This window comes from Achromobacter xylosoxidans (assembly GCF_001457475.1).
Taxonomy (GTDB): Bacteria; Pseudomonadota; Gammaproteobacteria; order Burkholderiales; family Burkholderiaceae_B; genus Achromobacter; species Achromobacter xylosoxidans.
Map to the genome: position 1 here is coordinate 1384727 of NZ_LN831029.1, position 26712 is coordinate 1411438.

The window sequence follows — 26712 nt, forward strand, 5'->3', positions numbered from 1 at the left end:
CCGCGCGGGGTTTGCGCCCCGCGCGCGCCGACGGCAAGCGGCATGCCTCGCGAGGGCATGCCGTTTTTCTTTGCGCGGAGAATGCGCGAGGCGGGCGCGTCAGCGGGGCGCGAGCGGGGCTTTTCGCGCCGGCGGGGCCGGATCGGCGCGGGCACGGCCCTTGCTGCGGCCCGTTGTGGGGCCAGATGAGTTAACCTTTCAATGTCTGTCGTAAGTAATTGAGACCATGCCCAATTTTTCCATGCGCGATTCCGAGAACCGCCACCGAAGCATCTACCTGCTGCCCAACGCATTCACCACCGCGGCGTTGTTCGCGGGGTTCTATGCCGTGGTGCAGGCCATGAACAACCGCTTCGAGGTCGCCGCCATCGCCATTTTCGTGGCCATGGTGCTGGACGGCATGGACGGCCGGGTGGCCCGCCTGACCAATACCCAATCCGCCTTCGGCGAGCAATACGATTCGCTGTCCGACATGACCTCGTTCGGCGTGGCGCCGGCGCTGGTGATGTACGAATGGATCCTGAACGACCTGGGCCGCTGGGGCTGGCTGGCGGCGTTCGTCTACGTGGCGGGAGCCGCGCTGCGCCTGGCGCGCTTCAACACCAATATCGCGGTGGTCGACAAGCGTTACTTCCAGGGGCTGCCGAGCCCGGCGGCGGCGGCATTGGTGGCCGGCTTCGTCTGGCTGGCGGTCGACAACAAGCTGCCGATCCACGACAGCGTGATGGCCTGGGTCGCGTTCACGCTGACCATGTACGCCGGCATCACCATGGTGTCGAACGCGCCGTTCTTCAGCGGCAAGAGCTTCGCCCTGGGCCGCAGCGTGCCGTTCTGGGGCATCCTGCTGGTGGTGGCGGTGTTCGTGTTCGTCTCCAGCGATCCCCCGGTGGTGCTGTTCGGCCTGTTCGTGCTGTACGGCTTTTCGGGCTGGGTGATCTGGGCCTGGCGCTGGAACCGCGCCCGCCGGCTGCAACAGGAGCGCCGCGGCCAGTCGTCCTGAGCCCGCCGCCCGGCAAAAGAAAAACCCGCCTGGATGAAGGCGGGTTTTTTCATGGGGGAATCAACGCCACATGAAGCGGTCATCGTCGTACATCGGGTCCGGGCCGGGATGGAAGTGCGTCACCCCGTTGCCGTCGCGGCCCATGTAGACGTACATCAGCGAATTCCAGACGCTGTTTTCCTTGTAGCGGTACGACCAGATCACCTCGCGTTTTTCGCCCAGGCCGGCCTGATCGATGCGGGCCGGCGGGCCGAACTCGCAGCGCACGCGCTCGGGGCTCCATTGGCCCTGTTCCAGCACCTTGAAGTGGGCGTCGGTCAGCAGCGGCACGACCCGGTCGACGCGGCCGTCGGCGCCGACGTTGGCGCCCCAGGCATACTGGCCCATGGGTTGCTGCGTCCAGATCACGCGGCGGCCGCCGTTGGCCTGCGGGCATTCGAAATTGGGGCGGCCGAACTGGGCCTGGACGTCGGCCAGCGGGGTGCCGGGGGCGACCTGGGCAAGATTGGCACAGGCGGCCAGGCCGGCCAGGGCCGCGGCGGCCAGGGTGGTGCGGGCAAGTCTGTAATAATTTGACATATTATGGCTCCTGGTGCCTTCCGCGAGGGCGGCGGCGCGACGCCCGGCGGCGGGCCGGCGGTCTCACTGGGGTAATTCTAGCGAATCGGCTATAATCGTCAGGCTTTATCAAGTGTATTGATTTTGCAAGATGCTTTGCGCCGGCAACGGGGCTGGGCTGGACATGCGGCAAATGGGGCGCCAAGCCTTGTCTTGCGGCACTTCCAGGGTAGCCTTGAAGCAGCAGTGAGAACGCAATAACGCTTTTCGCCGGCCGCGATTTTTTTCCAAACCACGTCAGGGCGCCTCGGCCCTGTCGCATGTCCGAAGAGGTCATCAATGTCTGTAGCTGACATCAAGAAATCCGATATCGTTGCGCAGTTCCAACGCGCTCAAGGCGATACCGGCTCCCCCGAAGTCCAGGTGGCTCTGCTCACCGCCCGTATCAACGAACTGACCGGTCACTTCAAAGAACACATGAAGGACCATCACTCGCGCCGCGGTCTGCTGCGTATGGTCAGCCGTCGCCGCAAGCTGCTCGACTATCTCAAGGGCCGCAATCCCGATTCGTACCGCGCACTGATCGAAAAACTCGGTCTGCGCAAGTGATCGACGGGGCTGGCTCCCCATGACGCAACCGTGGTCGGTGCGACGCATGTCGCGACGGCCACGGTTTTTCATTTGTAAGGAATAATCGTCATGTTCAATAAAGTGACTAAATCGTTCCAGTACGGCCAGCACACGGTCGTCCTGGAAACCGGCGAAATCGCTCGCCAGGCCTCCGGCGCCGTTGTGGTGTCGATCGAGGACACCGTCGTCCTGGCCACTGTCGTGGCCTCCAAGAAGGCCAAGCCGGGTCAGACGTTCTTCCCGTTGACCGTCGACTACATCGAAAAGACCTACGCCGCCGGCCGCATCCCGGGTGGCTTCTTCAAGCGTGAAGGCAAGCCGTCCGAGAAGGAAACGCTGACCTCGCGCCTGATTGACCGTCCCCTGCGTCCGCTGTTCCCCGAAGACTTCTACAACGAAGTCCAGGTGGTCATCCACACGCTGTCGGTCAATCCCGAAATCGATCCGGACATCGCCGCCATGATCGGCGCGTCGGCCGCCCTGGCCATCTCCGGCATCCCCTTCAACGGCCCGATCGGCGCCGCCCGCGTGGGTTACATCGATGGCCAGTACGCCATCAACCCGACCGCGTCGCAATTGAAGTCGTCGAAGCTGGACCTGGTGGTCGCCGGCACCGAAAACGCCGTGCTGATGGTGGAGTCGGAAGCCGACCAGCTGTCCGAGGAAATCATGCTGGGCGGCGTGGTCTACGGCCACGAGCAGATGCAGGCCGTCATCAACGCCATCCACGAGCTGGTCAAGGACGCCGGCAAGCCCGATTGGGACTGGCAAGCGCCCGCCAAGGACGAGGCCCTGATCGCCGCCGTCACGTCGGCCGCCCAGGAAGGCCTGAACGCCGCCTACCAGATCCGCGAAAAGCAGGCCCGCACCACCAAGCTGCGTGAAGTCTACGCCGACGTGTCGGCCAAGCTGAACGCCGCCGCCGCCGAGAAGGGCGAGCCGGCGCCGGACGCCGTCACCGTCGACAACATCCTGTTCTCGCTGGAATCGGCCATCGTCCGCGGCCAGATCCTGAACGGCGAACCGCGTATCGATGGTCGCGACACCCGCACCGTGCGTCCCATCAGCGTGCGCCTGGGCGTGCTGCCGCGCGCGCACGGCAGCGCCCTGTTCACCCGCGGTGAAACCCAGGCGCTGGTCGTGGCCACGCTGGGCACCAAGCAGGACGAGCAGATCATTGACGCGCTCATGGGCGAGTACCGCGACCGCTTCATGCTGCACTACAACATGCCTCCGTTCGCCACCGGCGAAACCGGCCGCATCGGCGTGCCCAAGCGCCGCGAAATCGGCCACGGCCGCCTGGCCAAGCGCGCGCTGATCCCGCTGCTGCCGGCCCCGGAAGACTTCCAGTACACCATCCGCATCGTCTCGGAAATCACCGAGTCCAACGGCTCGTCGTCGATGGCTTCGGTCTGCGGCGGCTCGCTGGCCATGATGGATGCCGGCGTGCCGGTCAAGGATCACGTGGCCGGCGTGGCCATGGGCCTGATCCTGGACGGCGGCAAGTTCGCCGTGCTGACCGACATCCTGGGTGACGAAGATCACCTGGGCGACATGGACTTCAAGGTCGCAGGCACCGAAAACGGCGTCACCGCGCTGCAGATGGACATCAAGATCCAGGGCATCACCAAGGAAATCATGCAAGTGGCGCTGGCGCAAGCCCGCGAAGGCCGCCTGCACATCCTGGGCAAGATGAAGGAAGCGCTGGACGGTTCGCGCGGCGAGCTGTCGGCTTTCGCCCCGCGCATGCTGACCATCAAGATCAACCCCGAGAAGATCCGCGACGTGATCGGCAAGGGCGGCGCCACCATCCGCGCGCTGACCGAGGAAACCGGCACCCAGATCGACATCTCCGACGACGGCACGATCGTGATCGCCAGCGTCGACGAAGCGCAGGCCAAGGAAGCCCAGCGCCGCATCGTCGAGCTGACCGCCGACGTCGAAGTGGGCCAGGTCTACGACGGCTCGGTCCTGCGCCTGCTGGACTTCGGCGCCATCGTGCAAGTGCTGCCGGGCCGCGACGGCCTGCTGCACATCTCGGAAATCGCCAACTACCGCATCGCCAACATCAACGATGTGCTGAAGGTCGGCCAGCAAGTCCGCGTCAAGGTCATCGAGGCCGACGACAAGGGCCGCCTGCGCCTGTCCATCAAGGCGATCGGCGGCATCGAGCAGCAGCAGGCCGCTGCCGAAGCCGCCCCGCAAGCGGAACCGCAAGCCGAATAAGGCCTGCCTTTCCCCTGCTCAAGAACGGCGCCGCGAGGCGCCGTTTTTCTTTGCTTTGGTGGCAGGCGGATTCATCTTCTTTCGTCTTCGAATCTCCCGCATCTCCCATCTTCGCGCGCCTTACGGTAAAGTCTTGCGCGTGACACGAGCGCCGGCGCGGCGCAAGCCGGCAGGGCGCCAGACAGAGGGGGATACGGATGGATCGAGCATGACGCGATGGCGAGGACCCGCCACGGCGGCGGCCATGCTGCTGGGAGCGTTGTTGGCCGGATGCATGTCCGCGCCCGGGCCGGGCCAGGGTTCGCCCAAGGGCGAAGGCATGTCGGCCGACCAACTGGTCCAGACCGACTTCAACCGCACCGTCACCCTGGAGGTGCGCGACAACCTGGCCAGCCTCTACAGCCTGCTGGACAAGCTCTACCGACGCAACCCGCGCGAATGGCGCAAGACCGGCGCGCCCGACCACGCGACCGCGGTGTCGCGGGTCAAGCATGCGATCGAGGTGCGGATCCCGCCGGCCGACCTGGCCGGCCTGCACGACATCCAGATCCTGGCGGTGTCGCTCGATCCCAACTACAGCGGCGACCGCGTCGGGGCCTTCATCTACGGCCTGGCCGACACCATCATCGCCGCCCACAATGGCAAGACCCGCCTGTACGCCACCGACGCGCTCGACGGGCAGCGGGTCTACAATGCCGCACGGAACGTCGAGGCGGCGGCCTGGCTGCTGGCGTCGCGCCGCAACAACCAGGGCGAACCGCTGCTGCTGGCCAACGAGATGTCGGCGCAGGTCACCAACCTCAGTTTCGAACGCGAGTTCGGCGCCATCATCGGCCGGCTGGACCTGATCGCCAATCTGCTGGGCGAGAACTCGCGGCGCATCGGCATCAACTATGCGCAAGGCCTTTTGCTGTTCAATTTCCTGCCGGTGCGCTAACAGGATTTTTCCACCGTGATCGATATCGCTTCCATCCAGACCGCCCGCGAGAACCTGCGTGGCCAGGTGCTCAAGACCCCGTTCACCCTGTCGCGCACGCTGTCCGACATCTTCGGCGCCGAGATCTGGCTGAAATTCGAGAACCTGCAGTTCACCGCCAGCTTCAAGGAGCGCGGCGCGCTCAACCGCATGCTGACGCTGTCGGAAGACGAGCGCCGCGCGGGCGTGATCGCGGTGTCGGCCGGCAACCATGCCCAGGGCGTGGCCTACCATGCGCAGCGCATGGGCGTGCCGGCCGTGATCGTGATGCCGCGCTTCACGCCGACCGTGAAGGTCGCCAACACGCGCCGCTTCGGCGCCGAAGTGGTGCTGGCCGGCGATACCTTCGACGACGCCAAGGCGCATGGCTACGAGCTGGCCAAACAGCGCGGGCTGATCATGATCCACCCCTACGACGACGAGGCCGTGATCGCGGGGCAGGGCACGGTGGCGCTGGAAATGCTGGAAGACCAGCCGCAGCTGGACATGTTGGTGATCGCCATCGGCGGCGGCGGCCTGATCTCGGGCATCGCCACGGCAGCCAAGGCGCTCAAGCCCGGCATCGAGATCATCGGGGTGCAGACCGAGCGCTTTCCCGCCATGTATGCCGCCGTCAAGGGCGTGTCGATGCCGCAGGGGCAGTACACCATCGCCGAAGGCATCGCGGTGAAATCGCCGGGCGGGCTGACGCAGCCCATCGTCAGCCGGCTGGTCGACGACATCGAACTGGTCAGCGAGGCCGACATCGAGCACGCCATCGTGGTGCTGCTGGAAATCGAGAAGACCGTGGTTGAAGGCGCCGGCGCGGCCGGCCTGGCGGCGCTGCTGCGCGCGCAGGAGGCGGGCAGCGAGCGTTTCAAGGGCAAGCGCATCGGCCTGGTGCTGACCGGCGGCAACATCGACCCCTTGATGCTGGGCGAACTGATCGAGCGCGGCATGGTGCGCGCCGGTCGCCTGGCCCGCATCCGCGTCGATCTGCGCGACCTGCCGGGCGCGCTGGCCCACGCGACCAAGCTGATCGCCGATGCCCAGGCCAACATCACCGAGGTGCATCACCAGCGCGCGTTCACCTCATTGCCGGTGCGCAATGTGGAAGTGGATTTCGTGCTGCAGACGCGCGGGCCGGAGCACATCCAGGAAGTGATCGACATCCTGAACGCGGCCGGTTTCGCGGCCAGCAACCACGACCATTGAGTCAGGGGCGGCCCAGTTCCGGGTCGCGGCCCACCTGGTTTTTCAGCCGGTACAGCCGCTCGCGATGCAAGGTCGCGGCCAGCGGCTCGGGCTCGCGCCCCAGCGCTACGTAGTCCACCGGAATCTGCGCGATGGCCTCGCGCATGCGGTCGGCGCCGTCCTGCCACCATTGCGCCAGCATGCGGTCGGGGTTGTACACGTCCAGGCCCTGGCGCCGCAGTTCCGAGCGGTTGAAATCCTTCAGGTTCCAGGTCAGCACCTGCACCACCGGCGTCTGCGGCAGGCCGCAGCGGGCGCGGCGCGCCAGGCCGGCGGCGATGACGTGGAAGTCCTTGGGGTCGCTGTAGCGCAGCGCCGCCTCGTAGACCAGGGTGTCGTGCTCGATGGCCTGCGGGAAGCGGGCGTTCATCTCGGCCCAGAACTCGGCCATCACCTCGGGCGGGATGTCCCAGATGCGGCAGGCGTTGCGGCGCCATTCCTCGCCGATGCGCTCGGTCCAGACCGGCTGGAACACGCCGGCGTCGGCCAGGCGCAGCAGCAGGCGGCGCAGGATGCCGGACATGAGGACACAGGCGTCCAGGACGATGAAGGGCGGGGCGGAGGGTGTGGCGGTCAAGATCGGGCGGTCCGGGCGCGCGGGCAAGGCAGGCGCGGCGGCGCCTGGCATAGGGGTGGTGCCCGAGACCGGAATCGAACCGGTACGGCCTTGCGGCCGAGGGATTTTCGTACCACTTCGACTTTCGCCGCCGGCGCGTCAAGCGCCGTTCGTGGTCTGGAGCACGCCTTCACCATAGCCTTGCGGCCTTAGGTGCCCGCCGTCTGCTCTCTACACCTTCCCGGTTCTTTCGAAGCGGGCTTGGCTCGGCGTTGGCTCGGACCGGGTCCAGGGCATTCGCCGAGTTTGACGGGCTACACCTCTGGAGTTTCCTCCGGAGGGCTCAAATGGATTCAAGTCCCTTGTGTCTACCAATTTCACCACTCGGGCATCGCCGACCCCGCGGACGGGGCGGCAACGGGATACCGGGTGAGCCGCGCGGGCGCGGCATGGGTATCCAGCGGCCGTGACTATACCACTGGAGCCGCGGGCTTCCCGCCCTGACGGACGCCGGCCGGGTGAAGTCAGGCGGTGAAACGCACGCTCTGGCGCACGCGTTCATCCACGTCCAGGGCGAAAACGTCGGGCCGCGCGTAATGGCCGACCACGTCGAAATCGTAGCGCGCGCGCACCAGGTCCTCGATGTCGATGGTTGCGGTCAGCAGGCCGGTCTGGCCGTGCAGCGGGCCGGCCAGGACGTCGCCCAGCGGGCCGACGATGAGCGAGCCGCCATTGATGAGCGGGCGTTGCGGATCCCAGCCGGGCACGTCCAGGCCCAGTTCGGCGGGCGACGGTTGCACCTGGCAGGCGCTGATGACGAAGCAGCGGCCCTCGTGGGCGATGTGACGCATCGAGCATTGCCAGATGTCGCGTTCATCGACGGTGGGCGCGCACCAGATCTGCACGCCCTTGGCGTACATGGCGGTGCGCAGCAGCGGCATGTGGTTTTCCCAGCAGATGGCGCCGCCGACGCGGCCCGCGGCGGTTTCCACCACGGGCAGGGTGGAGCCGTCGCCCTGGCCCCAGATGAGACGTTCGGTGCCGGTGGGCATCAGCTTGCGGTGCCTGGCGGCCAGGCCGGTGGCCGGATCGAAGTACAGCGCGGTGCAGTACAACGTGCTGCCGGCGCGTTCGATGACGCCGATCACCAGACTGGCGCCGGTGCGCTGTGACAGCGCGGCCAGCGCGTCGGTCTCGGGACCGGGCACATCGATGGCGTTCTGGTAGTAGCGGGCGTAGGCTTCGCGCCCTTCGGGCAGGCGGTAGCCGAGGCGCGTGCCGAAGATCTCGCCCTTGGGATAGCCGCCGAGCAGGGCCTCGGGCATGACCACGAGCGCGGCGCCCGAGGCGGTGATCTCGGCCTCGAAGGCCAGGATCCGTTCCAGGGTGGCTTCCTTGCCCTCGGGCGAGGCGCCGATCTGCAGCGCGGCAACGGTCTGGGTGGTCATGCGGGTTCCTTGGCTGGGGCTGGTGGGGTGTCGGGAGCTGCCAGTGTCGGCGCCAGCCTAAAATCGATCAATCCAATTTGACGATAAATGATATGAGCCAGATCGATATCGAGTCGACCGACCTGAACCTGCTCAAGGTGTTCGAGGCGATCTACGACGAAGGCGGCGCGGGCCGCGCGGCGCTGCGGCTGGGCGTGACGCAGTCGGCCGTCAGCGCGTCGCTGGCGCGGCTGCGCACGCTGTATGCGGATCCGCTGTTCGTGCGCACCGGGCGCGGCCTTTCGCCCAGCCTGCGGGCCCGCGAGCTGCGGCCGATCATCGGCGAGGCGCTGGACAAGTGCCGGCAAAGCCTGTCGCTGGCCCGGCCGGGGCCGGCCGGGTTTGCCGGGCGTTCGGTCACGCTGGGGCTGTCGGACGACTTCGAAATCGCGCTGGGGCGCGAGGCCATCGCGGCGCTGGCCGAGGCTGCGCCGGGACTACGTCTGATCTTTCGCCAGACCCACAGCCGCCTGGCCGCCGACATGCTGATGGCGCGCGACGTCGACCTGGTGATCGCGTCCGGTGGACTGACCGCGCCCGCATTGCAGCGCGTGACCGTGGGGCAGGGCGACTATGCCTGCCTGGTTGATCCGGCCAGTCTGGCGCCGGGCCAGGAAGCGCTGTCCGTGGAGGATTTCACCGGGCGTGCGCACGTGCTGGTGTCGTCGGGCGGATTCATCGGCGTGGTTGACGAGGTGTTGCACGCGCAGGGATTGACGCGGCGGGTGCTGGCCGCGACCACGCACTTTGCGGCGCTGGCGTTCCTGCTGCGTGGCGGCGACGCGCTGGCGACCCTGCCGACCCACGCGGCGCGCGGCCTGGCGGCGGTCGCGGGGCTGCGGCTGCTGCCGTGCCCGGTCGTCATGCCGGGCTACGCCATCGAGATGGGCTGGCGCGCCGATGCCTTGCGCGATGAGGCCGTGGCGGTGGCACGCCTATCCCTGCTGGGCCTGCTGCAGGGCTACGGTTGGGCCGCGGCGCCTGGCGCCCGGTGATTGACCGGTGACGCGTTTATACGCGCGGCTGAAGGCGGCTTGGGAGGTATAGCCGAGGCGCTCGGCCACGGTGTCGATCGGCAAGCGCTCGTGGGATAGCCATTGGCTGGCCAGGCGCATGCGCAATTCGGTGGCGTAGCGCAGCGGCGGCGTGCCGATGGTGGCCTGGAAGCGTTGCGCGAAGACCGATCGCGAGACATTGCATTGCGCCGCCAGTTCTTCTACGGTCCAATCGCGGCCGGGCTGGCGATGCAGGGCCAGGATGGCGCGCGCCAGCCGCGGGTCGCGCAGGGCGGCCACCAGGCCGGCGGCATCATCGCAACCGCTTTCGATCCAGCCGCGCACGATCATGGCGGCCACCACTTCCGCCAGGCGCGCCAGGATGCCGGCAAAGCCGATGCGTCCGGCGCAGATTTCGCGCTTCATGGCGTCCAGCAGCGCCAGCGCGCCCGGGTAGCGTTCGCTGGTGGCGTCCACCAGCATCAGACCAGGCATCAAGGGGCCGAGGCCCCGCATGCCGCCCAGGTCGAACGCCATGCAGCCATAGAAAAGCACGGCGCTGGGCGTGTCATGCGTGCTGGGGCAGGTGTCCACGCCGCTGACCTGCTCGCCCAGCGGCGCCGCGGCCACCTCGTCGATATCGCGCACCGGGGCGCGCGGGTCGGATAGCAAGTGATGGGCATCGCCTTGGGGAATGAGCACGGCGTTGCCCGCGGACAGCGGATGCAGCGCGCCGTCGGCGCTGCGCAGCACCGCGTTGCCAACCGCCAGGTAGTGGAAGTAGGCGTGACCGGGGCGGGGGCGGAAACCCAGGCCGACCGGCGCGCCGACCTGGATGCGGCGGTATTGCACGCCGCGCAGGCGCATGCCAGTCAGCAGTTCGCTGATCAGGTCGGACGAAAGCGCAAAGGCATCCGTGGCATTCATTCAGGTGTTTAGATCAAAAATCAAAGATTCTTCATCATAGATCATCCTGGGCGCCATCCCTAGACTGGCCGCTGTGATGTTTTCCTGAGGATGTTCTGCGATGAGTCATGGTGTCTGTGAAGCGGTCTGCGATGGCCGCATGTCGCGCGCGGCGGATGCGCCGCCCGCCTGGATGGCGGTGTTTTCGCTGGCGATGGGGGTGTTCGGCTTGCTGACCGCGGAGTACCTGCCGGCCAGCCTGCTGACGCCGATGGCGCTCGACCTGGGCGTTTCCGAGGCGCTGGCCGGGCAGGCGGTGACGGTGACGGCGGTGGTGGCGTTGTTTGCCGGACTGCTGGTGCCGGGTCTGACGCGCGCGCTCGACCGGCGCGTGGTGCTGCTGGCCTTCAGCACCCTGATGGTGGCCTCCAATCTGTTGGTGGCAATGTCTTCCAGCCTGGCGGTGCTGCTGGCGATGCGTATTTTGCTCGGCGTTGCGCTGGGCGGTTTCTGGAGCATGGCGGCGGCAGTGGCCATGCGCCTGGTGCCGCCCGCCTTGCTGCCGCGCGCGTTGTCGATCATCTTCAGTGGCATTGCCGTGGGGACCGTGGTGGCGGTGCCGCTCGGCAGCTATCTGGGCGGCAGGTATGGCTGGCGCAGCGCCTTCGTCGCCGCGGCCGTGGTCGGCGTGGCGACGCTGGCGTTCCAGTGGCTCACGCTGCCCCGGCTGGCGCCGGGCCGGACCGCGCGGTTGCGCACGGTGCTGGAGGTATTGCTACGTCCCGGCATCGCCGTGGGCATGTTGGGATGCGTGCTGGTGCACACCGGCCACTTCGCGCTGTTCACCTACATCCGGCCGTTCCTTGAAACCACGACAGGCGTCGGCGCCGACGGACTGGCCTTGATGCTGCTGGGTTTTGGCGTGGCAAATTTCGCCGGCACCCTGCTGGCGGGCTGGTTGCTGGGCCACAGCGCCCGCGCCACGCTGGTGCTGATGCCCGCGCTGGTGGGGGCGGCGGCCCTGGCGCTGGCCTTGCTGCCGGCGTCCGTGACGGGACAGGCGCTGCTGGTGGCGCTATGGGGAATGGCGTTCGGCGGGGTGCCGGTGGCGTGGTCGAACTGGGTGGCCAGCGCGGTGCCCGACCAGGCCGAAAGCGCGGGCGGCATGGTGGTGGCGTCGGTGCAGTCGTCGATCGCGGCGGGCGCGGCGGCCGGTGGCGCGATGTTCAGCGCCAACGGCATTGTCGGCGTGTTCGTGGCGGCCGGCATCCTGATGCTGCTGGCGGCGCTGCTGATCGCATTGCGGGTGCGCATCCACGCGCCCGGACGCGGCTCCGGTCCGGCAGTGCATCTTTGAGACCTGCGCCGCCTGAGGCCGGCGCGGTATGAGGCCGCGCCGGCCGGGCGCGCGAATGCGGCGACGGTATCATGTGCCATCCTCGTCTTGGCAGCCCGCCGCACATCCATGGTCCCTGCATCGACCCCGCTTCTCGACCGCCTGCTTGCCGACGGCGTCATTCGCCCGGACCACCACGCCGCCGCGCGCCAGCGCCTGGGCGAGAGGGGCGCCGAACCGTGGGCGTCGCTTGGCGAGGCGTTGTTCTGGCTGGTGGACGAGCACATCGTTTCCGACGAGGACCTGGCGGCCATCGGCGAGCTGTCCGTGACCGAAGCCGCCTTCGCCGGCAACGCCACCCGTCGCCAGGCGCTGGCCGAGATGGACGCGCTGATGCAGCGCAAGCTTGAAGAATACGAACGGCAGGTGCGCCAGATCGCGCTCAAGCGCGCTTTTCCCGGCCCGCGCTGGGCATGGCTGGGCGGCGGCGTGATCGCGGTGGCCGCGGCGGGCTGGTACCTGTTTGCGCCGGCATCGCCGCCGCAATGCGATGACGCCGATGTGCAGAAGACCCTGCGCGCCAGCATGTTCACCTCGCGCATCCAGCAGATGTCCAGGAACCCGCTGGCCGGGGGCGCGGCGCCCGCGGACCTGTACCTGGCGACATTTGCGGACGTGAAGGAGGTCGGCTACATCAAGCCGGAACGTTCGCGCGGTTGCACCGCCACGTTGAAGGTGGGCGAGGCCACCTCCAGCCTGGCCTACACCATCGGGCCCAATGCCAAGGGCGAAATGATGATCGCCGGCGCGGACCCGCGCGTGGTGCGGGCCCGTTACGGGCAGCTCGATGCCAGCGGCAAGCCGCGCGACGTGGGCCAGCCGGCCGGCGCCGTCCGGCTGGCAGCCGCGTTCGAGCAGGGCGTGGCGGCATTCGACCAGACCACCCGGGGCGAAGCGCGCAAGGCGGCGTACGAGCGCCAACGCCAGCGCGTGGGCCTGCCGCCGGAAACCGATACGCGTACGGTGCGCAACGTCCAGCCGCTGGGCGACTGCAAGGAGCTGGGAGGCGGCAAATGGTCGTGCCGCTTGCAGGCCGAATATCGCGACCGGCTGCTGTCGGCCATCGGCCGCGCCGACTGGCAGGTGCTCGAAGGCGATTTCGATTTCGTGCGCGACGGCGATGCCTGGCGCGTGGGCGAAACGTTCACGCGCCAGTACATGGATGCGATCGTGCGCGGCCGGGTGGCCGAATTGAAGGGCGACGAGGCGGCGGCGCAACTGGAGCAGATCCAGCGCCAGCGGCCGGACGCCGCCGCGCCAACGCCCGATGCGGCACCCCCCGCGGCGCGTGGCCGCGAGCATCGCGGTGATGGCGCCGTGATCAACAAATGACGGGCGCCGTGCCACAAGGCGCGACGCGACCCGCCGCTGACCGGCCTCCGCGCCCAGCACAAGCGAAGGCGAGCGCGATCCTGCCGGCCGATAGGCCTGGGCGCATGATGGCGCGAAAAAGGGGGGAGAGGGCGGATTCCTGGCGGAAGCGGTGAGATTCGAACTCACGAACGGTTGCCCGTTGCCGGTTTTCAAGACCGGTGCAATCGACCACTCTGCCACGCTTCCTGGTGCCGCACTGTACTGCGGGGGGCGGCAATCCGGCCGCCAGGCAAACACTCTACCTGACGAAAACGCGACTTGCCGTAAAGGGCGCAATAATAATCCATTTGCCGCGAAGGAGGCACGCGATGCACTGTGTAGAAATCTCACGCCCGGGCGGCCCCGAGGTCCTGGTTCCCGCCGAACGTCCCACGCCCGAAGCCGGCAAGGGTGAAGTGCTGATCAAGGTCAGCGCCGCGGGCGTCAACCGTCCGGACGTGTTCCAGCGCAAGGGCAACTACGCGCCGCCGCCCGGAGCGTCCGACCTGCCGGGCCTGGAAGTGGCCGGTGAAATCGTCGGCGGCGACCTGGCCGGCAGCGGCTTCGCGCTGGGCGACAAGGTGTGCGCCCTGGTCGCTGGCGGCGGCTATGCCGAATACTGCGTCGCGCCCGCCGCCCAGTGCCTGCCGATTCCCAAGGGCCTGTCCGATATCGAAGCGGCCGGCCTGCCGGAAACCTATTTCACCGTCTGGAGCAACGTGTTCGACCGCGGCCGCCTGGCCGACGGCGAGATCCTGCTGGTGCACGGCGGCGCCAGCGGCATCGGCACCACGGCCATCCAGCTGGCCCGCGCCATGGGCAACCCGGTCTACGCCACCGTCGGCAGCGATGACCGCGCTCGCGCGGTCGAGGCCCTGGGCGCCGCGCGCGGCATCAATTACAAGACGCAGGACTTCGTCAAGGAAGTGAAGGACGCCACCGGTGGCCGCGGCGTCGACGTGATCCTGGACATGGTGGCCGGCGACTACATCGCCCGCGACATGCAATGCCTGGCCGACGACGGCCGCATCGTCATCATCGCCCAGCTGGGCGGCGCGCAGGCCAATGTCGATACCAGCCAGGTCATGCGCCGCCGCCTGACCATCACCGGCTCGACCCTCCGTCCGCGCCCGGTGGACTTCAAGGGCGCCATCGCCCGGGCGCTGCGCGAGCGCGCCTGGCCGCTGCTGGAGCAGGGCGCCATCAAGCCGATCGTGCACGCCACCTTCCCGCTGGCCCAGGCCGCCCAGGCCCACGCCATGATGGAAAGCGGCGAGAACATCGGCAAAATCATCCTGACCGTGTAAGAAACGCGCGGCGTTCGGCGCGGCGCCGCGCAACAGGATACAATCACGGGTTTCGCCTGGAATTATTTCCAGGCCAGCCCGTGGGCGGGTGCTTTTCCCCCGGGTTCACCCACTCTGACATTTGCGCCATGACTTCAGTCGAACACCGCGCCCGCCTCGTGCTGGGCAACTGGAAGATGCACGGCAACCTGGCCGAGAATGCCGCGTTGCTGACCGAACTGCGCGCCGCGGATGCCGCCAGCCATTGCGAGATCGGCGTCTGCGTGCCGTTTCCGTACCTGGCGCAGGCCGCCTCGGCCCTGACCGGCAGCGCCGTGTCCTGGGGCGCGCAGGACGTCAGCGCCCACGACAAGGGCGCCTACACGGGCGAAGTCGCGGGCGCCATGCTCAAGGAATTCGGCTGCCGCTATGCGCTGGCCGGCCACTCCGAGCGCCGCGTGCTGCACGGTGAAACCGACCAGATGGTCGCCGACAAGGCTCGCGCCGCGCTGGCTGCCGGCCTGACCCCGGTGGTGTGCGTGGGCGAGTCGCTGGCCGATCGCGAAGCCGGTAACACGCTGGCCGTGATCGAACGCCAGCTCAAGCCGGTGCTGGCGCTGGGCGCCGAGGCCGTCTCGCGCATGGTGCTGGCCTACGAACCCGTGTGGGCCATCGGCACCGGCCGCACCGCCAGCCCCGAGCAGGCCCAGGAAGTCCACGGCGCCATCCGCGCCGCCCTGGTCGCGCTGGGCGCGGCCCAGGTGCAGGTTTTGTACGGCGGCAGCGTCAAGGCTGCCAATGCCGCCAGTTTGTTCGCCATGACTGATATCGACGGAGCCCTGGTCGGCGGCGCGTCGCTCGTGGCCGAAGAATTTTTGCGAATCGCCGCCATCTAAGTTTCCGTTCCGGAGTCTGTAATGCCCTTGATGCTCAAACTTCTGCTGGCCGTCCAAGTGATCTCGGCGCTGGCTATCATCGTGCTGGTCCTGCTGCAGCAGGGCAAAGGCGCCGACATGGGGTCCGCGTTCGGCAGCGGCTCGTCGGGCAGCCTGTTCGGCGCCACCGGCGCGGCCAACTTCCTGTCGCGTGCCACCAAGTGGGCCGCGGTGGTCTTCTTCGCCTCCACGGCCGGCCTGGCCTATGTCAGCCACAAGGGCACCAGCGGCCCCGCCGTCGACTCCGGCGTGATGCAGAACTTCCCGGCCGACCGTTCGGTGCCGCAGGTGCCGGGCGCCGCGCCGGCCCAGCCGGGCGCGGGCGCCTCGTCGGTGCCGGGCGCTTCGTCCGTCCCCGGCGCCGCTTCGTCGGTGCCTGGCGCCGGTTCGGCTCCTGCCCCGGCCCCGGCTTCCAAGCCGGACGCTTCGGTGCCGTCGGCTCCGGCCGCCGCGGGCGACAAGCCGGCCGAGACGCCGGCCAAGTAAGCCTGGACAGCATGAGAAAGGCCGGCGATAGCCGGCCTTTTTTCATGGCGGCGCCGCAATGGCGCCCTTTGCGGGAAAGCCGTGTTCAGGCGCCCGGCAGCATGTGGCGCGCCGACACCGCGAGGATGCGTTCGGCGGATTCGCGCAACTGGCGCGCTTCGCGGTAAGCCCGCAGGGACACGACGGCGTCGTAACGGCGCGAGCTGCGCGGGCCGGCGAGCAGCGTGGGGCGACGGGCCAGGATGGGGGATATCAGACGTTGCATGGTGGAACCTTTTCTACGGGCCTGAGGCCCTGTTGTGTATGGCTGGCATCGTAAGCCGGCCAGGCATGCGCGCCAACGAATTCCCTTTTATATGAATATCCGGAGGAAATTCCCCGGGAACATCCCGGGTGTGCGCATGGGGATGCCAGTATTGCCCGGAGACATGACAGATTGATGCCATGGCCTGTCGCGCTTGTAAGGGCTTGTTGCCCGGGCGAGGCTCGCCGGACGGCCGGGTCTGGAGCGGCAAGGCGAGCGGATGCACGCGAATCGTCAATTACGTGATAGAATGTTCGACTTTCCAGGAAGCCACGGCTTTTCTGGATGAAGTCAGCCGACGTGGTGAAATTGGTAGACACGCTATCTTGAGGGGGTAGTGGCGAAAGCTGTGCGAGTTCGAGTCTCGCCGTCGGCACCAAGAATTTGTCCGGACATCCGGACATCCGGACAGCAAAGGCCTGTAAGAACTGGATTCTTACAGGCCTTTTGTCTTTGCGTTCGTCTCTTTGCGCCTGCCCTGTCCGGGGGGCCGCTCTGCAATTCCCCTTCGATTCGCCATTTGAGCCCCATGCCAATGCACGGGAGGGGCGCCATGGGTCGTCATCTTCTGTCGATCTGAAATAATTTGTATTGCATTTGGCGCATCACAATGCATCTATTACAATGCAAATCCTTCAAAATGTAATTTATCTAAATCAATATCGGGCTGCGGCGCGGATAAATACACATTTATAAATTTATATTTGTAATTGTAGTGAGGGGTTGATGGCTTTTGGTTTCGATGTGGGCACGACAATCACGTCCGTTCTGCGAGTCACGACGCTTCGCATTCTTCCCACCGTGCTGTGTGCCAGTCTTGCCTCCCTCGGCTTGGCGGGGTGCCAGACCTTACCCGGCGACAGCAACGCGCTGCAAAGTACGTTCGCGAGTAATGATCCTTGCTCCGATAGTTCGCGCAATACAGGGATTGCCGTGGGCGGTGCCCTTGGCGCGGTCGCCGGGGCTTTGCTGGGCGGGAAGAACGCCAGGGACAAGGTGATTGTCGGGGCCATCGGCGCGGCGGCAGGCGCCTTGGTCGGCGGCGTGATCGGTCACAACATTGACGAGCGCAGATGCGCGCTCTTCAAGGTGGCGCAGGCCAATAACCTCGACCTGGTTGTTTCCGACATCAAGGTGGCCGATACCCAAGTGGATCCGCTGGCCACGCCCAAGCCGCAAGGCGGCGGATCCGCGGACGCTGCCAAGACGACCGCTGGCCTGAGCGTGTCCATCATCGACAAGGGCGAACAGTTCGCGCCGGGCTCGGCGATTTTGACGCCGCAGGCGGCGAAGGCCATGGCGGATCTGGCCGACACGTACCGCGATGTGGCGGCGGCCTCCGCCAGCGCCAAGGATCGAGACGCCGTCAATGCGCGGAACAATGCGATGCGCATTCTTTTGGTCGGACACACCGATGACACGGGTTCTTCCCAGCTCAACGCCGACCTCTCCGAAGCTCGCGCCCGCGCGGTGGCCAAGATCTTCGTGTCCCGCGGTTTCAGGGCAGATCAGATCTTCTATCAAGGCGCGGGCGAAACGCTGCCGATTGCGGACAACCACAGTGCAGCGGGACGCGCGCGTAACCGCAGGGTCGAGGTGGTCGATCTGGGCGAAGACGAGGCCATGGCGGGCTATCTGGCCAACCGCAAGCCCGTGCTGGCGTACTACCGGACGCCCGGGCCGGCAGCCTCGGGGCCGCGCAAGGAAACAACAGGCGGGGCGCAGCCGACCTCTTCCCGCAAGGCGTCCGTCGGCCAAGCGAACCGGAACGACAGGCCGTCAGTTGCCAGCCCGGATCCGTCGGCGACGGATGCAACGCCTTCGGCGCATGCGAGCACTGCCGCCCAAGACATTGATTTCGGTGGCACGCCAGTGCACGGCAACTATGTACAGGTCAGCATCGGCAAGCTCTCGACGCAGAAATCGACTTTCAGCTTGCTGAGCACCGCGCACGCAGCCGAGCCTTCCATCGTGGGCAGTTGCGCGGATGATCGCCCCCGCATTTCGAAGGGCGTCAAGTCGCTCAAGAACGATCGGGAGGCCAAGTTCTCCACCAACGACTATCTGCCTGGCGTGTACGACTCGAGCTGGGCGGGCTTGGTAAATGGGCACTTGGTGGCACTGACGCATGTCGCCGTGTTGCGCGATGGCGGCTCGCCGGCGCGCCGTCCTGAACTGCTTGTCTACACCAATTATTCGGGCGATAAGAAGGCTGAACCGACCCTCCGCAGCAAGCCGGAAGTCAATGCCTATCAAGGCTCGGATGCTCTCCTGTACCGGGTGTTCGTAGGCGATTCCTTGCAGTGCATGGACATCGTCATTCCGAACAAGGATCCCCGCCACGCCCCTGATTCGAATCTGGTCTATACGTTGAACAAGCAGTCCTACCAGACCGCTTTCGCTCCCAGCTTGGCTAAGTGACGCGACACCAGCCTCGGATCGGTTGATACATACAAAGGACGCAGGATGCTTGAATCCCTGAATAATTTCTACGCGGCAAACACGGCATTTATCTACTTCGTCATTGCCATGATCCTATTGGCGATAACAGTGGCTTTGTTCCGGTTCAATCTGTGGTTTCGTGATCTGTGGGTATCTTTGCCCATCATCGGCAGCCTGGCTCGCCTCGCCAAGGATCGCACCAAGGGGAACGAGGGCTGGCTACGCGCGGAGGAAAGCCTGTGCGCTATCTACAAGCCGTTCTGCAACTTCATGTCGCAAGGCCAGTTCGCGCACTATAGCGACTATCTGCGCAAGGCGTCGGACAAAGGCCAAAAGCCGGCGCCTCTTTTCATCTGGTCGCTGCTGGTAGTGCTGGTGATCGCCGAAGGGATCGGGTTCTCGTACATGTTGTCGTCGTGGATGGCCAGCGAAGCGAGCAGCAATATGGTCGCCATCATTTCGGTCTGCGTGGTGTTCGTCATTTGCGTGATCATGGTGATGATCACGCACCAGGCCGGTCACCAATACCGTCGGACGAAACTGCTGCGCGCCTGCTTCGCTCAGTTCAAGGAGGGCGACAGTAGCGCGAACCTCGAAGTTGAGCAGGTCGGCCTGAACGACCACGGCCGCGACGATCGTGCGCCCTATTACAACCAGATCCTCAATCGAATCGCCAAGAATCCCTATGACCGCGGCAGCTACGGTTGGGTCTACTCCGCCATCATCCTGATCGTGGGCATCGCTGTGCTGTCCACTGGCCTGCGCTACACGCACATGCTCAATGAGCAGACGCGGGAATCGGCGCAAATGAATGGCAGCGCGGCGTTCAATCCGTTCGCGAGCACCTTGCCCGATGCCGTAAGCGCCCCGCAGCGTGCTGCGGACGCCAAGGCAAAAAGCGACGCCGATAGCGGTACCTCCATCGAGGGCATGACGGCGTTTCTGATGCTGGGCCTTATCTATGTAGCGACACAGGCGATTGGTTTGCTCATTGGCTACAAATATGGGTTTGTGGGCAATGAGTCGAAGAACGCCTATGATTCCACTGGGGGGTTCAGCGACTACGGCGCCTACAAAAGTCACTATCAGCCGATCCGAGACCTGGTCAACGGCCGGCTCAAGGACCTGCAGCAGCGCCTGGAGGCCAACGCCAACAATCGCATGAAGTTGTCCAAGACCTTCGACGATTACCTGCGCGAAGCCAACCGGAATTCGGCGGCGCTCGATATCGTGGACCATCTGACGCCTCCCAAAATGCCCGCGGCCGTCCCCGGGCCGGAAATGCCGGCTCAGGTTGCGACGGACTACGATCTGCACCATATCAAGACCGAAATCAACCGTTTGAACGACCCGGAGCGGGAAAAGGCGTATTTCGTGGCCCTGCCCGCTGCGGTCCGCGGCGATGCGGATTTGCGTGCGTGGCTCAAGGAGCGAAAGGAGCGGCGTGAACGGGAAGCACAGGACGCACTGGCCGATGATTTGTTTTGACGCCAAGGGAAAAGTGCCATGAAGCGATTTACGATCGGAGCGGCCGTCATGCTGGCGCTGGTGACGGGCACGACGGCATATGCTGGCGCGCAGAACGACGTACCCAGTTGCTATGAGGCGAGCAAAGTGGGCGTGCCGGCACCGGCGCCCCGTACCGAACTGTTCATCCTGGTCGATCAGACCACGCCTTTCGATGCGATGCTGCAAGGCTTGGCCAACGAGAATGCAGGACGGCTGATCCAGCCGGGTTCCGCCTACGTCGTCGCGACTTTTTCTTCGTTCGGGCAGGGGCGCTACATGCAGGTCCTGAGTGCCGGTACGCTGGAACAGCCGATCGACGAAAGCCTCCGAAACAGCATCGGCATGAAGGTCCTGCGGACGTTCGATGCGTGCATGCGCGACCAGCTCGACTACGGGCGGCTGAAGGCGGCCACCGCGCTCAAGACGGCGTTCGCCGGCGTCAGCGCCGAACTGGCCAAGTCCGACATCTTGTCCGCGCTCAAGGAGTTGTCCAGCCGGGTCAGGCAGTCCGGCGCGCGGGACATGATTGTGTTCGTGTTATCGGACATGCTGGAAAATTCCAGTATCTCCAGCTTCTATGCCAACCATAACGTTCGCGCGATAGATCCTTCCGTCGAGATAAAGAAGGTGGAGGCCGCGCAGCAATTCGGCGACTTTGGCGGGGCGCGGGTCTTTGTACTGGGTGCGGGCCTGGTTCAAGGGGACGGATCCGCGCGCAGAGACCGGGGGGTATATCGAGACCCCAAGACCATGGCCAAGCTGCGGACGTTCTGGGAGCAGTACTTTGCCCGCAGCAATGCTCAGTTGGTGGAGTTTGGCGCGCCAGCGCTGTTGTCTCCTGTCCGCTGAAACCACATACAGACGCAAACCTTTCATTCATCTGTTATTCCACCGTCATTTTCGACAGTCATCATGCCGTGAGGCTGGCCCGCGGGTGCGCCAGCCAAGAACACCGACAATGACAGGAAAACTGATGAGTTCTTCGGACCAGGACGACATCCCGTCCAACCCCTCCCAGGCAGTGCATTTCAACGAAGTGGTGCGCCGCGCGGTGTCGCGTCGGGGCTTTCTCAAGGCCGGGCTGGGCGCCGGCGCGGTCGGCTTCATGGGCGCGGGCCTGACGGCCTGTGGCGGCGATGACGACGATGACGATTCGTCGGGCACCAATCCGGGCACCAACCCGGGCGGCGAGACGCCGGCCAAGCCCGTGGAACTCAATTTCAAGGCCGTGCCGATCAGCACCGCCGATACCGTGGTGGTCCCCGAGGGCTACCAGTTCGCCGTGATCAACCGCTGGGGCGATCCGCTCTTTGCCGGTGCGCCGGCCTTCAAGGCCGACGCCAGCAACGGCGGCGACGACCAGGCCCGCCAGCTCGGGTACAACCACGACGGCATGCATTTCTTCCCGATCGATGGCACCGACAGCGTCAACGGCAGCAGCGTGGAAGGCCTGATGGTCACCAACCACGAATACACCACGCCGGACTACTTCTATCCGGTGGGCGTGCAGCCGGGCAACGCGCAATGGAACCTGGACTGGGTGCGCAAGTCGCAGCACGCCCATGGCGTTTCGGTGCGTCATATGCGCCTGGCCAATGGCAAGTGGGAACCGGTGCTGGATTCGCCCTTCAACCGCAGCGTCAACGCCAACGTCGCGATGCAACTGGTGGGGCCGGCGGCGGGCAACCGCCTGGTGCGCACCAACGCCGATCCGACGGGCACGCGCTGCTTCGGTACCTTCGGCAACTGTGGCAACGGCTACACGTTGTGGAACACCTACCTGACGTGCGAAGAGAACTTCACCGACTACTTCGGCGTCGGCACGGCCGACCCGGCCACGGTGAACTATCCCGATGCCGAGTACCAGAAGCACATGGAACGCTACAAGGGTTCGGGCAAGATCTCCAGCAGTTCGTACCGCTGGGACCACTACGACAACCGCTTCAACTGGGCGCAGGAGCCCAATGAATACAACCGTTGCGGCTGGGTGGTCGAGATCGACCCGTTCGACCCGAACTCCACGCCCAAGAAGCTGACCGCGCTGGGCCGCTTCAAGCACGAGAACGCCGCGATGACGTTGGCCGACGACAAGCGCGTGGTGGTCTACATGGGCGACGACCAGGTCAGCGAGTACATCTACAAGTTCGTGTCCGACGGCAAGTACGACCCGGCCCGCCCGGCCCTGAACCGCCTGCTGCTGGACAAGGGCACGCTGTACGTCGCGCGCTTCCTGGACGGCGCCGCGCAGGGCGACGCGATGGGCGTGGGCGAGTGGATTGCGCTCAAGCTCGATACCCCGGCGCTGGCCGGCGGCACGCTCGGCGCCCTGTTCAACCAGGACATGGGCGAACTGCTGGTCAAGACGCGCCAGGCCGCCGACGCGGTGGGCGCCACGCCAATGGACCGGCCCGAGTGGATCACCACCCATCCGACCACCCGCGAAGCCTACGTCACGCTGACCAACAACAGCTCGCGCGGCACCGGTGGCACCCGCTATCCGAACGGCCCGCAGCATCCGGGCGCCGACGACGCCAACCCCCGTACCGCCAACCAGTACGGCCAGATCGTGCGTTGGCGCGAGAAGAACGGCGATCCGGCGTCGCTGACGTTCGAATGGGACATCTTCGTGCTGGCGGGCAACCCGACGCTGTACCCGCGCACCGACCTGCGCAGTGGCTCGGCCAACGTCACCACGGACAACACTTTCAACAGCCCCGACGGCCTGGCCTTCGACAAGCGCGGCCTGCTGTGGATCGAGACTGACGGCAACTACTCCAACACCGGCCCCTACGCCGGGCAGGGCAACAACCAGATGCTGGTCGCCAATCCGGCCACCAAGGAAATCCGCCGCTTCATGACCGGCCCGATCGGTTGCGAAGTGACCGGACTGACCTGGACGCCCGACCAGAAGTACCTGTTCATCAACATCCAGCACCCGGGCGAAGGCCCGAGCGTGACGGATGCGCAGAACAATCCCCTGATGGCCTCCAAGTGGCCCGACGACGCCACTGCCAGCCGGCCGCGCCCGGCCACGGTGGTGATCTGGAAGCAGGACGGTACCGCCGTCGGCACCTGACGACGATGCTGCCGATGGTCGCGGACCTGGCGTCCGCCGCCATGGCAAAGCGATCGTGACTGGCCGGCACCTCGCGTGCCGGCCTTTTTTTTTGCGGCTCGGATCCGCGCCCGAGTCTGAAGTAATGCGTTCCTTAGTGCAGGTGGTGGCCGAAGGCGATGGCCGCCGTCACGAATGTCGCGGCGCCGATGCCGGCCAGTGCGTAGGCCCGCCTGGCCGCCGTGGCCTCGTTACGGCCGAAAGCCACCAGTAGTGCGATCAAGGACCATACGCCGCTGAAGCCGAGCAGGGCGAGCGTGTAGACGAACCCGGACAGGTCGTAGCCGCCGCCGCCGATGGACGGGTATTGCGGGCTGCGCGGCCACAGCAGGGCCACGAGCGGCATGGCGACCAGCGCGAACACGGCCAGCCAGATCTGGAATCGGCGGTCTTTCAGCATCGATGGGGCTCCAGCGTTGGCGACCAGGCTCGGCGCTCTGGCCATCGTCATGTGGCGATCAGGGGAACGACGTAAGCGGATGAGGAAGATGCCGCCTAGTTTACCGATCGCGCATCGCGGCCGGGACCGCGACCGGATCCGGGCTCTCGGCATGTCCTGGGCACGTCGATGCAGCGCGAAATCCCTGCGCGGAACAGGGCGAAAAGGCTGTATTCGTAACGATAGTTATATATAATTAAAAAACTATATGTGATAGTTTTATTAAATTAAACCGATAGGCACCGCCCGGCTCATCCGGCGGGTGGCCGCAGGAGGTTTCATGCAGGATTCCCATTCCCCTTCGCGCGGGGTGCGCAGCACGGGCGGTTCCATCATGCTCGGCTTCACCGTCGTTCTCTGCCTGATGGTGCTGTTGACGGTGGTCGGCATCACCCAGGTCAACCGGATGAATGGCGCGCTCGCCGCCATCAACGATGTCCACGGCGTCAAGCAGCGTTATGCCATCACCTTCCGGGGCAGCGTGCATGACCGCTCCATCGCCTTGCGGGACGCCGTGCTGGCCGCTCCCGCCGAACTGCGGACGCTGGTGGCCGAGATCGACCGCCTCAAGCGCCAATACGACGAGGCCGCGGCGCCCATGGACGCGCTGTTCGCGCAGGGCGCCGACGTGTCGGCCCTGGAACGCGAGACGCTGGCGGGCATCAAGGCGATCGAGACGCGCACGCTGCCCGTGGTGCAGCGCCTGTTGACGGCGCTGGAGCGGGGCGACGCCGCGCAGGCGCGGCCGCTGCTGGATCAGGCGCGGCCCCTGTTCGTGCAGTGGCTGGCGGCGATCAACCGCATGATCGACCTGGAGGAACGCCTGATGAAGGACCAGAGCGATATGGCGCGGCGCGTGGGCGTCGATTTCCAGCAATTGATGCTGGCGCTGACCGGCGCCGCAATCCTGCTGGGCGCCGGCCTGGCCTGGTTGATCGCGCGCCGCATCACGCGCGCCCTGGGGGCGGAACCGGCGACGCTCAAGCGTATCGCGCAAACCGTCAGCGCCGGTGACCTGGCCAGTCCGATCGCGGTCAGGCAGGGCGACGCCAGCAGCATCCTTGCCACCCTGGCCGGCATGCAGCGCAACCTGGCTTCGGTGGTGGGCGGGGTGCGCCAGCACGCCGACGCCGTATCGGTGGTCAGCGTGCAGTTGGCGCAGGGCAATGCCGACCTGTCGGCGCGTACCAGCGACGAGGCGCGCGCGCTGCGCCAGACGGCCGAATCCATGGAGGAACTGACCGGCGCGGTCAAGCGCAATGCCCGTGATGCCCAGGAGGCGGGCGACATGGCCGGCCAGGCGATGGACGCGGCGCGGCAGGGCAGCCAGACCATGCATGCCGTGATCGACACGATGGAACACCTGTCCAGGGCGTCGGCGCAGATCTCCGACATCACCTCGGTGATCGAGGGCATCGCCTTCCAGACCAATATCCTGGCGTTGAACGCGGCGGTCGAGGCGGCGCGCGCGGGCGAGCAGGGCAAGGGCTTCGCGGTGGTCGCCAGCGAAGTGCGCTCGCTGGCGCAGCGGTCGGCCACGGCGGCCAAGGAAATCAATGCCTTGATCTCGCAGTCGGCCGACACGGTGCGCCAGGGCGTGGACCGCGTCGGCGCCGCCGGCCAGACCATGGACCTGATCCTGGAAGCGATCACCCAGACCACGGCCACCATGAATGGCATCGTGCAGGCGTCGGTGGCGCAGACCGGCCGCATCGAGCACGTCGCGCAGGTCATCGCGCAACTGGACGAGGATACCCAGAAGAACGCGCGCCGGGTCGAGGAGGCGTCGGCCGGCGCCGAGGCCTTGCGGGTGCAGGCGGCCGACTTGCGGCAGGCCGTCGCGGCGTTCCGGGTGGGGGCGGGCGGTGCCTTGCAGGCGCGCGCCACGCCCGCGGGCAATGCGCGATTGCTGCCGGCGTGAGACCGGGCGGCATTCGCTACAAAACTGGAACAGTTTGTTCCGGCAAAAACCGCGCTTGAACGGTGGTCGCCCGCGGCACCGGCCAGTAGAATTTGTTCACTCCCTACCCCTCTATCTACCAGTCGAAAGGCAATATCCTCATGAGCAACGCATACCTCGACGCACTGAAGAAGCGCCGCACGCAGTATTCGCTGGGCCGCAACCTGTCCGCCTCGAAAGAGGAACTGGCGACCCTGATCCAGGACGCGATCAAGCACAGCCCCTCGTCGTTCAACTCGCAAAGCTCGCGCGCCGTGATCCTGTTCGGCGCCGAAAGCGACAAGCTCTGGAACCTGGCCATCGAGGAAGTGCGCAAGGTCGCTCCGGCCGAGAGCTTCGCCCAGACCGAAGCCAAGCTCAAGAGCTTCGCCGCCGGCGTCGGCACCGTGCTGTTCTTCGAAGACCAGGACGTGGTGCGCAGCCTGCAGGAAAAATTCGCGCTGTACGCCGACAACTTCCCGGTGTGGTCGGAACAGGCGGGCGGCATGGCCCAGCTGTCGGTCTGGACCGCGCTGGCCAATGCCGGCGTGGGCGCCAGCCTGCAGCACTACAACCCGCTCATCGACGCCGGCGTGGCGCGTGAATGGAATGTGCCCGCCAGCTGGAAGCTGCGCGCGCAGATGCCGTTCGGCTCGAACGAAAACGGCTTCGGCGAAAAGGCCTTCATGGACGACGCCGAGCGCTTCCGCGTGGTCGGCTGAACCGGCGCGCGCCTGGCGCGCCGCGCCGGGCCGCCCCTCTCGAAACCCGCACATCCCGATTCCGGGACCTGCGGGTTTTTCTTTGGCTGAACCCTGGCCGGCGACAGCGGGCGGCCAGACCCTGGGACGCCGCGTGTGCGGCCATCGGCAGCGGGGCGCGCTGCGCGTGCAGGCATAATCCGGGGTTTTCCGCCCGCATATAGAAAGAGAAAGGCCCCG

General features: G+C 66.2%; 23 protein-coding genes and 2 tRNA genes. 18 read left to right on the forward strand and 7 right to left on the reverse strand.

Annotated elements, in window-relative coordinates:
* Nucleotides 1–226 precede the first annotated feature (226 nt).
* A complete protein-coding gene (pssA, locus tag AT699_RS06340) occupies nt 227–1000 on the forward strand; it encodes a CDP-diacylglycerol--serine O-phosphatidyltransferase (protein WP_006389119.1) in 774 nt (257 codons plus the stop codon).
* A gap of 60 nt (nt 1001–1060) precedes the next feature.
* On the opposite strand, the gene AT699_RS06345 is transcribed toward pssA, so the two are convergent.
* On the reverse strand, nt 1061–1579 hold the full coding sequence (locus AT699_RS06345; RefSeq protein ID WP_020924856.1) for a hypothetical protein: 519 nt from the start codon (nt 1577–1579) through the stop codon (nt 1061–1063).
* 318 nt (nt 1580–1897) lie between these two features.
* On the opposite strand from AT699_RS06345, the gene rpsO reads away from it, so the two are divergent.
* From rpsO to AT699_RS06365, 4 genes are all read left to right on the forward strand, one after another.
* Nucleotides 1898–2167, forward strand: coding sequence for a 30S ribosomal protein S15 (gene rpsO / locus AT699_RS06350; protein WP_006223612.1), 270 nt, complete (start codon nt 1898–1900; stop codon nt 2165–2167).
* Nucleotides 2168–2257: 90 nt separating this feature from the next.
* The gene (gene pnp / locus AT699_RS06355) at nt 2258–4414 is read left to right on the forward strand and encodes a polyribonucleotide nucleotidyltransferase (RefSeq protein ID WP_020924855.1); all 2157 of its coding nucleotides are present in this window, start codon (nt 2258–2260) and stop codon (nt 4412–4414) included.
* 208 nt (nt 4415–4622) lie between these two features.
* Entirely contained in the window at nt 4623–5351 is a 729-nt protein-coding gene (locus AT699_RS06360) for a hypothetical protein (RefSeq protein ID WP_024068020.1), read from the forward strand.
* Nucleotides 5352–5366: 15 nt separating this feature from the next.
* Nucleotides 5367–6584, forward strand: coding sequence for a threonine ammonia-lyase (locus AT699_RS06365; RefSeq protein ID WP_006389123.1), 1218 nt, complete (start codon nt 5367–5369; stop codon nt 6582–6584).
* 1 nt (nt 6585) lies between these two features.
* Here the strand turns inward: AT699_RS06365 and AT699_RS06370 are convergent, their stop codons facing one another.
* A complete protein-coding gene (locus AT699_RS06370; protein WP_232254292.1) occupies nt 6586–7146 on the reverse strand; it encodes a PIN domain-containing protein in 561 nt (186 codons plus the stop codon).
* A 557-nt stretch (nt 7147–7703) separates the two neighbouring features.
* A complete protein-coding gene (locus AT699_RS06375; RefSeq protein ID WP_024068022.1) occupies nt 7704–8627 on the reverse strand; it encodes a carbon-nitrogen hydrolase family protein in 924 nt (307 codons plus the stop codon).
* A 92-nt stretch (nt 8628–8719) separates the two neighbouring features.
* Here AT699_RS06375 and AT699_RS06380 point away from each other — a divergent pair, with 92 nt between their 5' ends.
* The gene (locus tag AT699_RS06380; protein WP_024068023.1) at nt 8720–9661 is read left to right on the forward strand and encodes a LysR substrate-binding domain-containing protein; all 942 of its coding nucleotides are present in this window, start codon (nt 8720–8722) and stop codon (nt 9659–9661) included.
* On the opposite strand, the gene AT699_RS06385 is transcribed toward AT699_RS06380, so the two are convergent.
* Nucleotides 9602–10588: an AraC family transcriptional regulator gene (locus AT699_RS06385; protein ID WP_058207255.1), complete on the reverse strand. Its 987-nt coding sequence runs from the start codon at nt 10586–10588 to the stop codon at nt 9602–9604. The two genes, AT699_RS06380 and AT699_RS06385, sit on opposite strands and share 60 nt — an antisense overlap.
* Nucleotides 10589–10688: 100 nt before the next feature.
* Between AT699_RS06385 and AT699_RS06390 the strand changes: the two genes are divergently transcribed.
* Both AT699_RS06390 and AT699_RS06395 read left to right on the forward strand, forming a co-directional pair.
* Nucleotides 10689–11924 carry an MFS transporter gene (locus AT699_RS06390; RefSeq protein WP_024068025.1) on the forward strand — a complete coding sequence of 412 codons (1236 nt, stop codon included), beginning with the start codon at nt 10689–10691 and terminating at the stop codon, nt 11922–11924.
* 108 nt (nt 11925–12032) lie between these two features.
* Nucleotides 12033–13295 (forward strand): hypothetical protein, encoded by a 1263-nt coding sequence (locus tag AT699_RS06395; protein ID WP_024068026.1) that lies wholly within the window; start codon nt 12033–12035, stop codon nt 13293–13295.
* Between the two features lie 140 nt (nt 13296–13435).
* Here AT699_RS06395 and AT699_RS06400 read toward each other — a convergent pair.
* Nucleotides 13436–13523: transfer RNA gene (locus AT699_RS06400), tRNA-Ser, on the reverse strand.
* Nucleotides 13524–13645: 122 nt separating this feature from the next.
* Between AT699_RS06400 and AT699_RS06405 the strand changes: the two genes are divergently transcribed.
* The 3 genes from AT699_RS06405 to secG all read left to right on the forward strand — a co-directional run bounded on the left by AT699_RS06405 (nt 13646) and on the right by secG (nt 16023).
* Nucleotides 13646–14623 carry an NAD(P)H-quinone oxidoreductase gene (locus AT699_RS06405; protein WP_006389132.1) on the forward strand — a complete coding sequence of 326 codons (978 nt, stop codon included), beginning with the start codon at nt 13646–13648 and terminating at the stop codon, nt 14621–14623.
* Between the two features lie 128 nt (nt 14624–14751).
* Complete coding sequence (gene tpiA, locus AT699_RS06410) at nt 14752–15498, forward strand: triose-phosphate isomerase (protein ID WP_006389133.1); 747 nt, start codon at nt 14752–14754, stop codon at nt 15496–15498.
* 21 nt (nt 15499–15519) lie between these two features.
* Entirely contained in the window at nt 15520–16023 is a 504-nt protein-coding gene (gene secG, locus AT699_RS06415) for a preprotein translocase subunit SecG (RefSeq protein ID WP_024068027.1), read from the forward strand.
* Nucleotides 16024–16108: 85 nt separating this feature from the next.
* Here the strand turns inward: secG and AT699_RS06420 are convergent, their stop codons facing one another.
* The gene (locus AT699_RS06420; protein ID WP_006389135.1) at nt 16109–16288 is read right to left on the reverse strand and encodes a hypothetical protein; all 180 of its coding nucleotides are present in this window, start codon (nt 16286–16288) and stop codon (nt 16109–16111) included.
* 333 nt (nt 16289–16621) lie between these two features.
* On the opposite strand from AT699_RS06420, the gene AT699_RS06425 reads away from it, so the two are divergent.
* The 5 genes from AT699_RS06425 (at nt 16622) to AT699_RS06445 (ending at nt 23354) form a co-directional block, all read left to right on the forward strand.
* A tRNA-Leu gene (locus AT699_RS06425) sits at nt 16622–16706 on the forward strand.
* Between the two features lie 347 nt (nt 16707–17053).
* A complete protein-coding gene (locus AT699_RS06430; protein WP_020924805.1) occupies nt 17054–18748 on the forward strand; it encodes an OmpA family protein in 1695 nt (564 codons plus the stop codon).
* A 45-nt stretch (nt 18749–18793) separates the two neighbouring features.
* Nucleotides 18794–20257: a hypothetical protein gene (locus AT699_RS06435; protein WP_024068028.1), complete on the forward strand. Its 1464-nt coding sequence runs from the start codon at nt 18794–18796 to the stop codon at nt 20255–20257.
* 18 nt (nt 20258–20275) lie between these two features.
* Nucleotides 20276–21127 carry a hypothetical protein gene (locus tag AT699_RS06440; RefSeq protein WP_070541363.1) on the forward strand — a complete coding sequence of 284 codons (852 nt, stop codon included), beginning with the start codon at nt 20276–20278 and terminating at the stop codon, nt 21125–21127.
* 124 nt (nt 21128–21251) lie between these two features.
* On the forward strand, nt 21252–23354 hold the full coding sequence (locus AT699_RS06445; RefSeq protein ID WP_024068030.1) for a PhoX family protein: 2103 nt from the start codon (nt 21252–21254) through the stop codon (nt 23352–23354).
* Nucleotides 23355–23487: 133 nt separating this feature from the next.
* Here AT699_RS06445 and AT699_RS06450 read toward each other — a convergent pair whose 3' ends face one another.
* Nucleotides 23488–23793 carry a hypothetical protein gene (locus AT699_RS06450; RefSeq protein WP_006389140.1) on the reverse strand — a complete coding sequence of 102 codons (306 nt, stop codon included), beginning with the start codon at nt 23791–23793 and terminating at the stop codon, nt 23488–23490.
* Between the two features lie 319 nt (nt 23794–24112).
* Here AT699_RS06450 and AT699_RS06455 point away from each other — a divergent pair, with 319 nt between their 5' ends.
* On the forward strand, nt 24113–25753 hold the full coding sequence (locus tag AT699_RS06455; protein ID WP_024068031.1) for a methyl-accepting chemotaxis protein: 1641 nt from the start codon (nt 24113–24115) through the stop codon (nt 25751–25753).
* 140 nt (nt 25754–25893) lie between these two features.
* Entirely contained in the window at nt 25894–26493 is a 600-nt protein-coding gene (locus AT699_RS06460) for a nitroreductase family protein (RefSeq protein WP_006389142.1), read from the forward strand.
* Nucleotides 26494–26712: the final 219 nt, after the last annotated feature.

What these genes read in the sequence shown, in the direction of transcription:
- pssA (WP_006389119.1), top strand. Translation starts at nt 227, where the DNA reads ATGCCCAATTTTTCCATGCGCGATTCCGAGAACCGCCACCGAAGCATC.
- AT699_RS06345 (WP_020924856.1), bottom strand. Translation starts at nt 1,579, where the DNA reads ATGTCAAATTATTACAGACTTGCCCGCACCACCCTGGCCGCCGCGGCC.
- rpsO (WP_006223612.1), top strand. Translation starts at nt 1,898, where the DNA reads ATGTCTGTAGCTGACATCAAGAAATCCGATATCGTTGCGCAGTTCCAA.
- pnp (WP_020924855.1), top strand. Translation starts at nt 2,258, where the DNA reads ATGTTCAATAAAGTGACTAAATCGTTCCAGTACGGCCAGCACACGGTC.
- AT699_RS06360 (WP_024068020.1), top strand. Translation starts at nt 4,623, where the DNA reads ATGACGCGATGGCGAGGACCCGCCACGGCGGCGGCCATGCTGCTGGGA.
- AT699_RS06370 (WP_232254292.1), bottom strand. Translation starts at nt 7,146, where the DNA reads ATGTCCGGCATCCTGCGCCGCCTGCTGCTGCGCCTGGCCGACGCCGGC.
- AT699_RS06375 (WP_024068022.1), bottom strand. Translation starts at nt 8,627, where the DNA reads ATGACCACCCAGACCGTTGCCGCGCTGCAGATCGGCGCCTCGCCCGAG.
- AT699_RS06380 (WP_024068023.1), top strand. Translation starts at nt 8,720, where the DNA reads ATGAGCCAGATCGATATCGAGTCGACCGACCTGAACCTGCTCAAGGTG.
- AT699_RS06385 (WP_058207255.1), bottom strand. Translation starts at nt 10,588, where the DNA reads ATGAATGCCACGGATGCCTTTGCGCTTTCGTCCGACCTGATCAGCGAA.
- AT699_RS06390 (WP_024068025.1), top strand. Translation starts at nt 10,689, where the DNA reads ATGAGTCATGGTGTCTGTGAAGCGGTCTGCGATGGCCGCATGTCGCGC.
- AT699_RS06395 (WP_024068026.1), top strand. Translation starts at nt 12,033, where the DNA reads ATGGTCCCTGCATCGACCCCGCTTCTCGACCGCCTGCTTGCCGACGGC.
- AT699_RS06405 (WP_006389132.1), top strand. Translation starts at nt 13,646, where the DNA reads ATGCACTGTGTAGAAATCTCACGCCCGGGCGGCCCCGAGGTCCTGGTT.
- tpiA (WP_006389133.1), top strand. Translation starts at nt 14,752, where the DNA reads ATGACTTCAGTCGAACACCGCGCCCGCCTCGTGCTGGGCAACTGGAAG.
- secG (WP_024068027.1), top strand. Translation starts at nt 15,520, where the DNA reads ATGCCCTTGATGCTCAAACTTCTGCTGGCCGTCCAAGTGATCTCGGCG.
- AT699_RS06420 (WP_006389135.1), bottom strand. Translation starts at nt 16,288, where the DNA reads ATGCAACGTCTGATATCCCCCATCCTGGCCCGTCGCCCCACGCTGCTC.
- AT699_RS06430 (WP_020924805.1), top strand. Translation starts at nt 17,054, where the DNA reads ATGGCTTTTGGTTTCGATGTGGGCACGACAATCACGTCCGTTCTGCGA.
- AT699_RS06435 (WP_024068028.1), top strand. Translation starts at nt 18,794, where the DNA reads ATGCTTGAATCCCTGAATAATTTCTACGCGGCAAACACGGCATTTATC.
- AT699_RS06440 (WP_070541363.1), top strand. Translation starts at nt 20,276, where the DNA reads ATGAAGCGATTTACGATCGGAGCGGCCGTCATGCTGGCGCTGGTGACG.
- AT699_RS06445 (WP_024068030.1), top strand. Translation starts at nt 21,252, where the DNA reads ATGAGTTCTTCGGACCAGGACGACATCCCGTCCAACCCCTCCCAGGCA.
- AT699_RS06450 (WP_006389140.1), bottom strand. Translation starts at nt 23,793, where the DNA reads ATGCTGAAAGACCGCCGATTCCAGATCTGGCTGGCCGTGTTCGCGCTG.
- AT699_RS06455 (WP_024068031.1), top strand. Translation starts at nt 24,113, where the DNA reads ATGCAGGATTCCCATTCCCCTTCGCGCGGGGTGCGCAGCACGGGCGGT.
- AT699_RS06460 (WP_006389142.1), top strand. Translation starts at nt 25,894, where the DNA reads ATGAGCAACGCATACCTCGACGCACTGAAGAAGCGCCGCACGCAGTAT.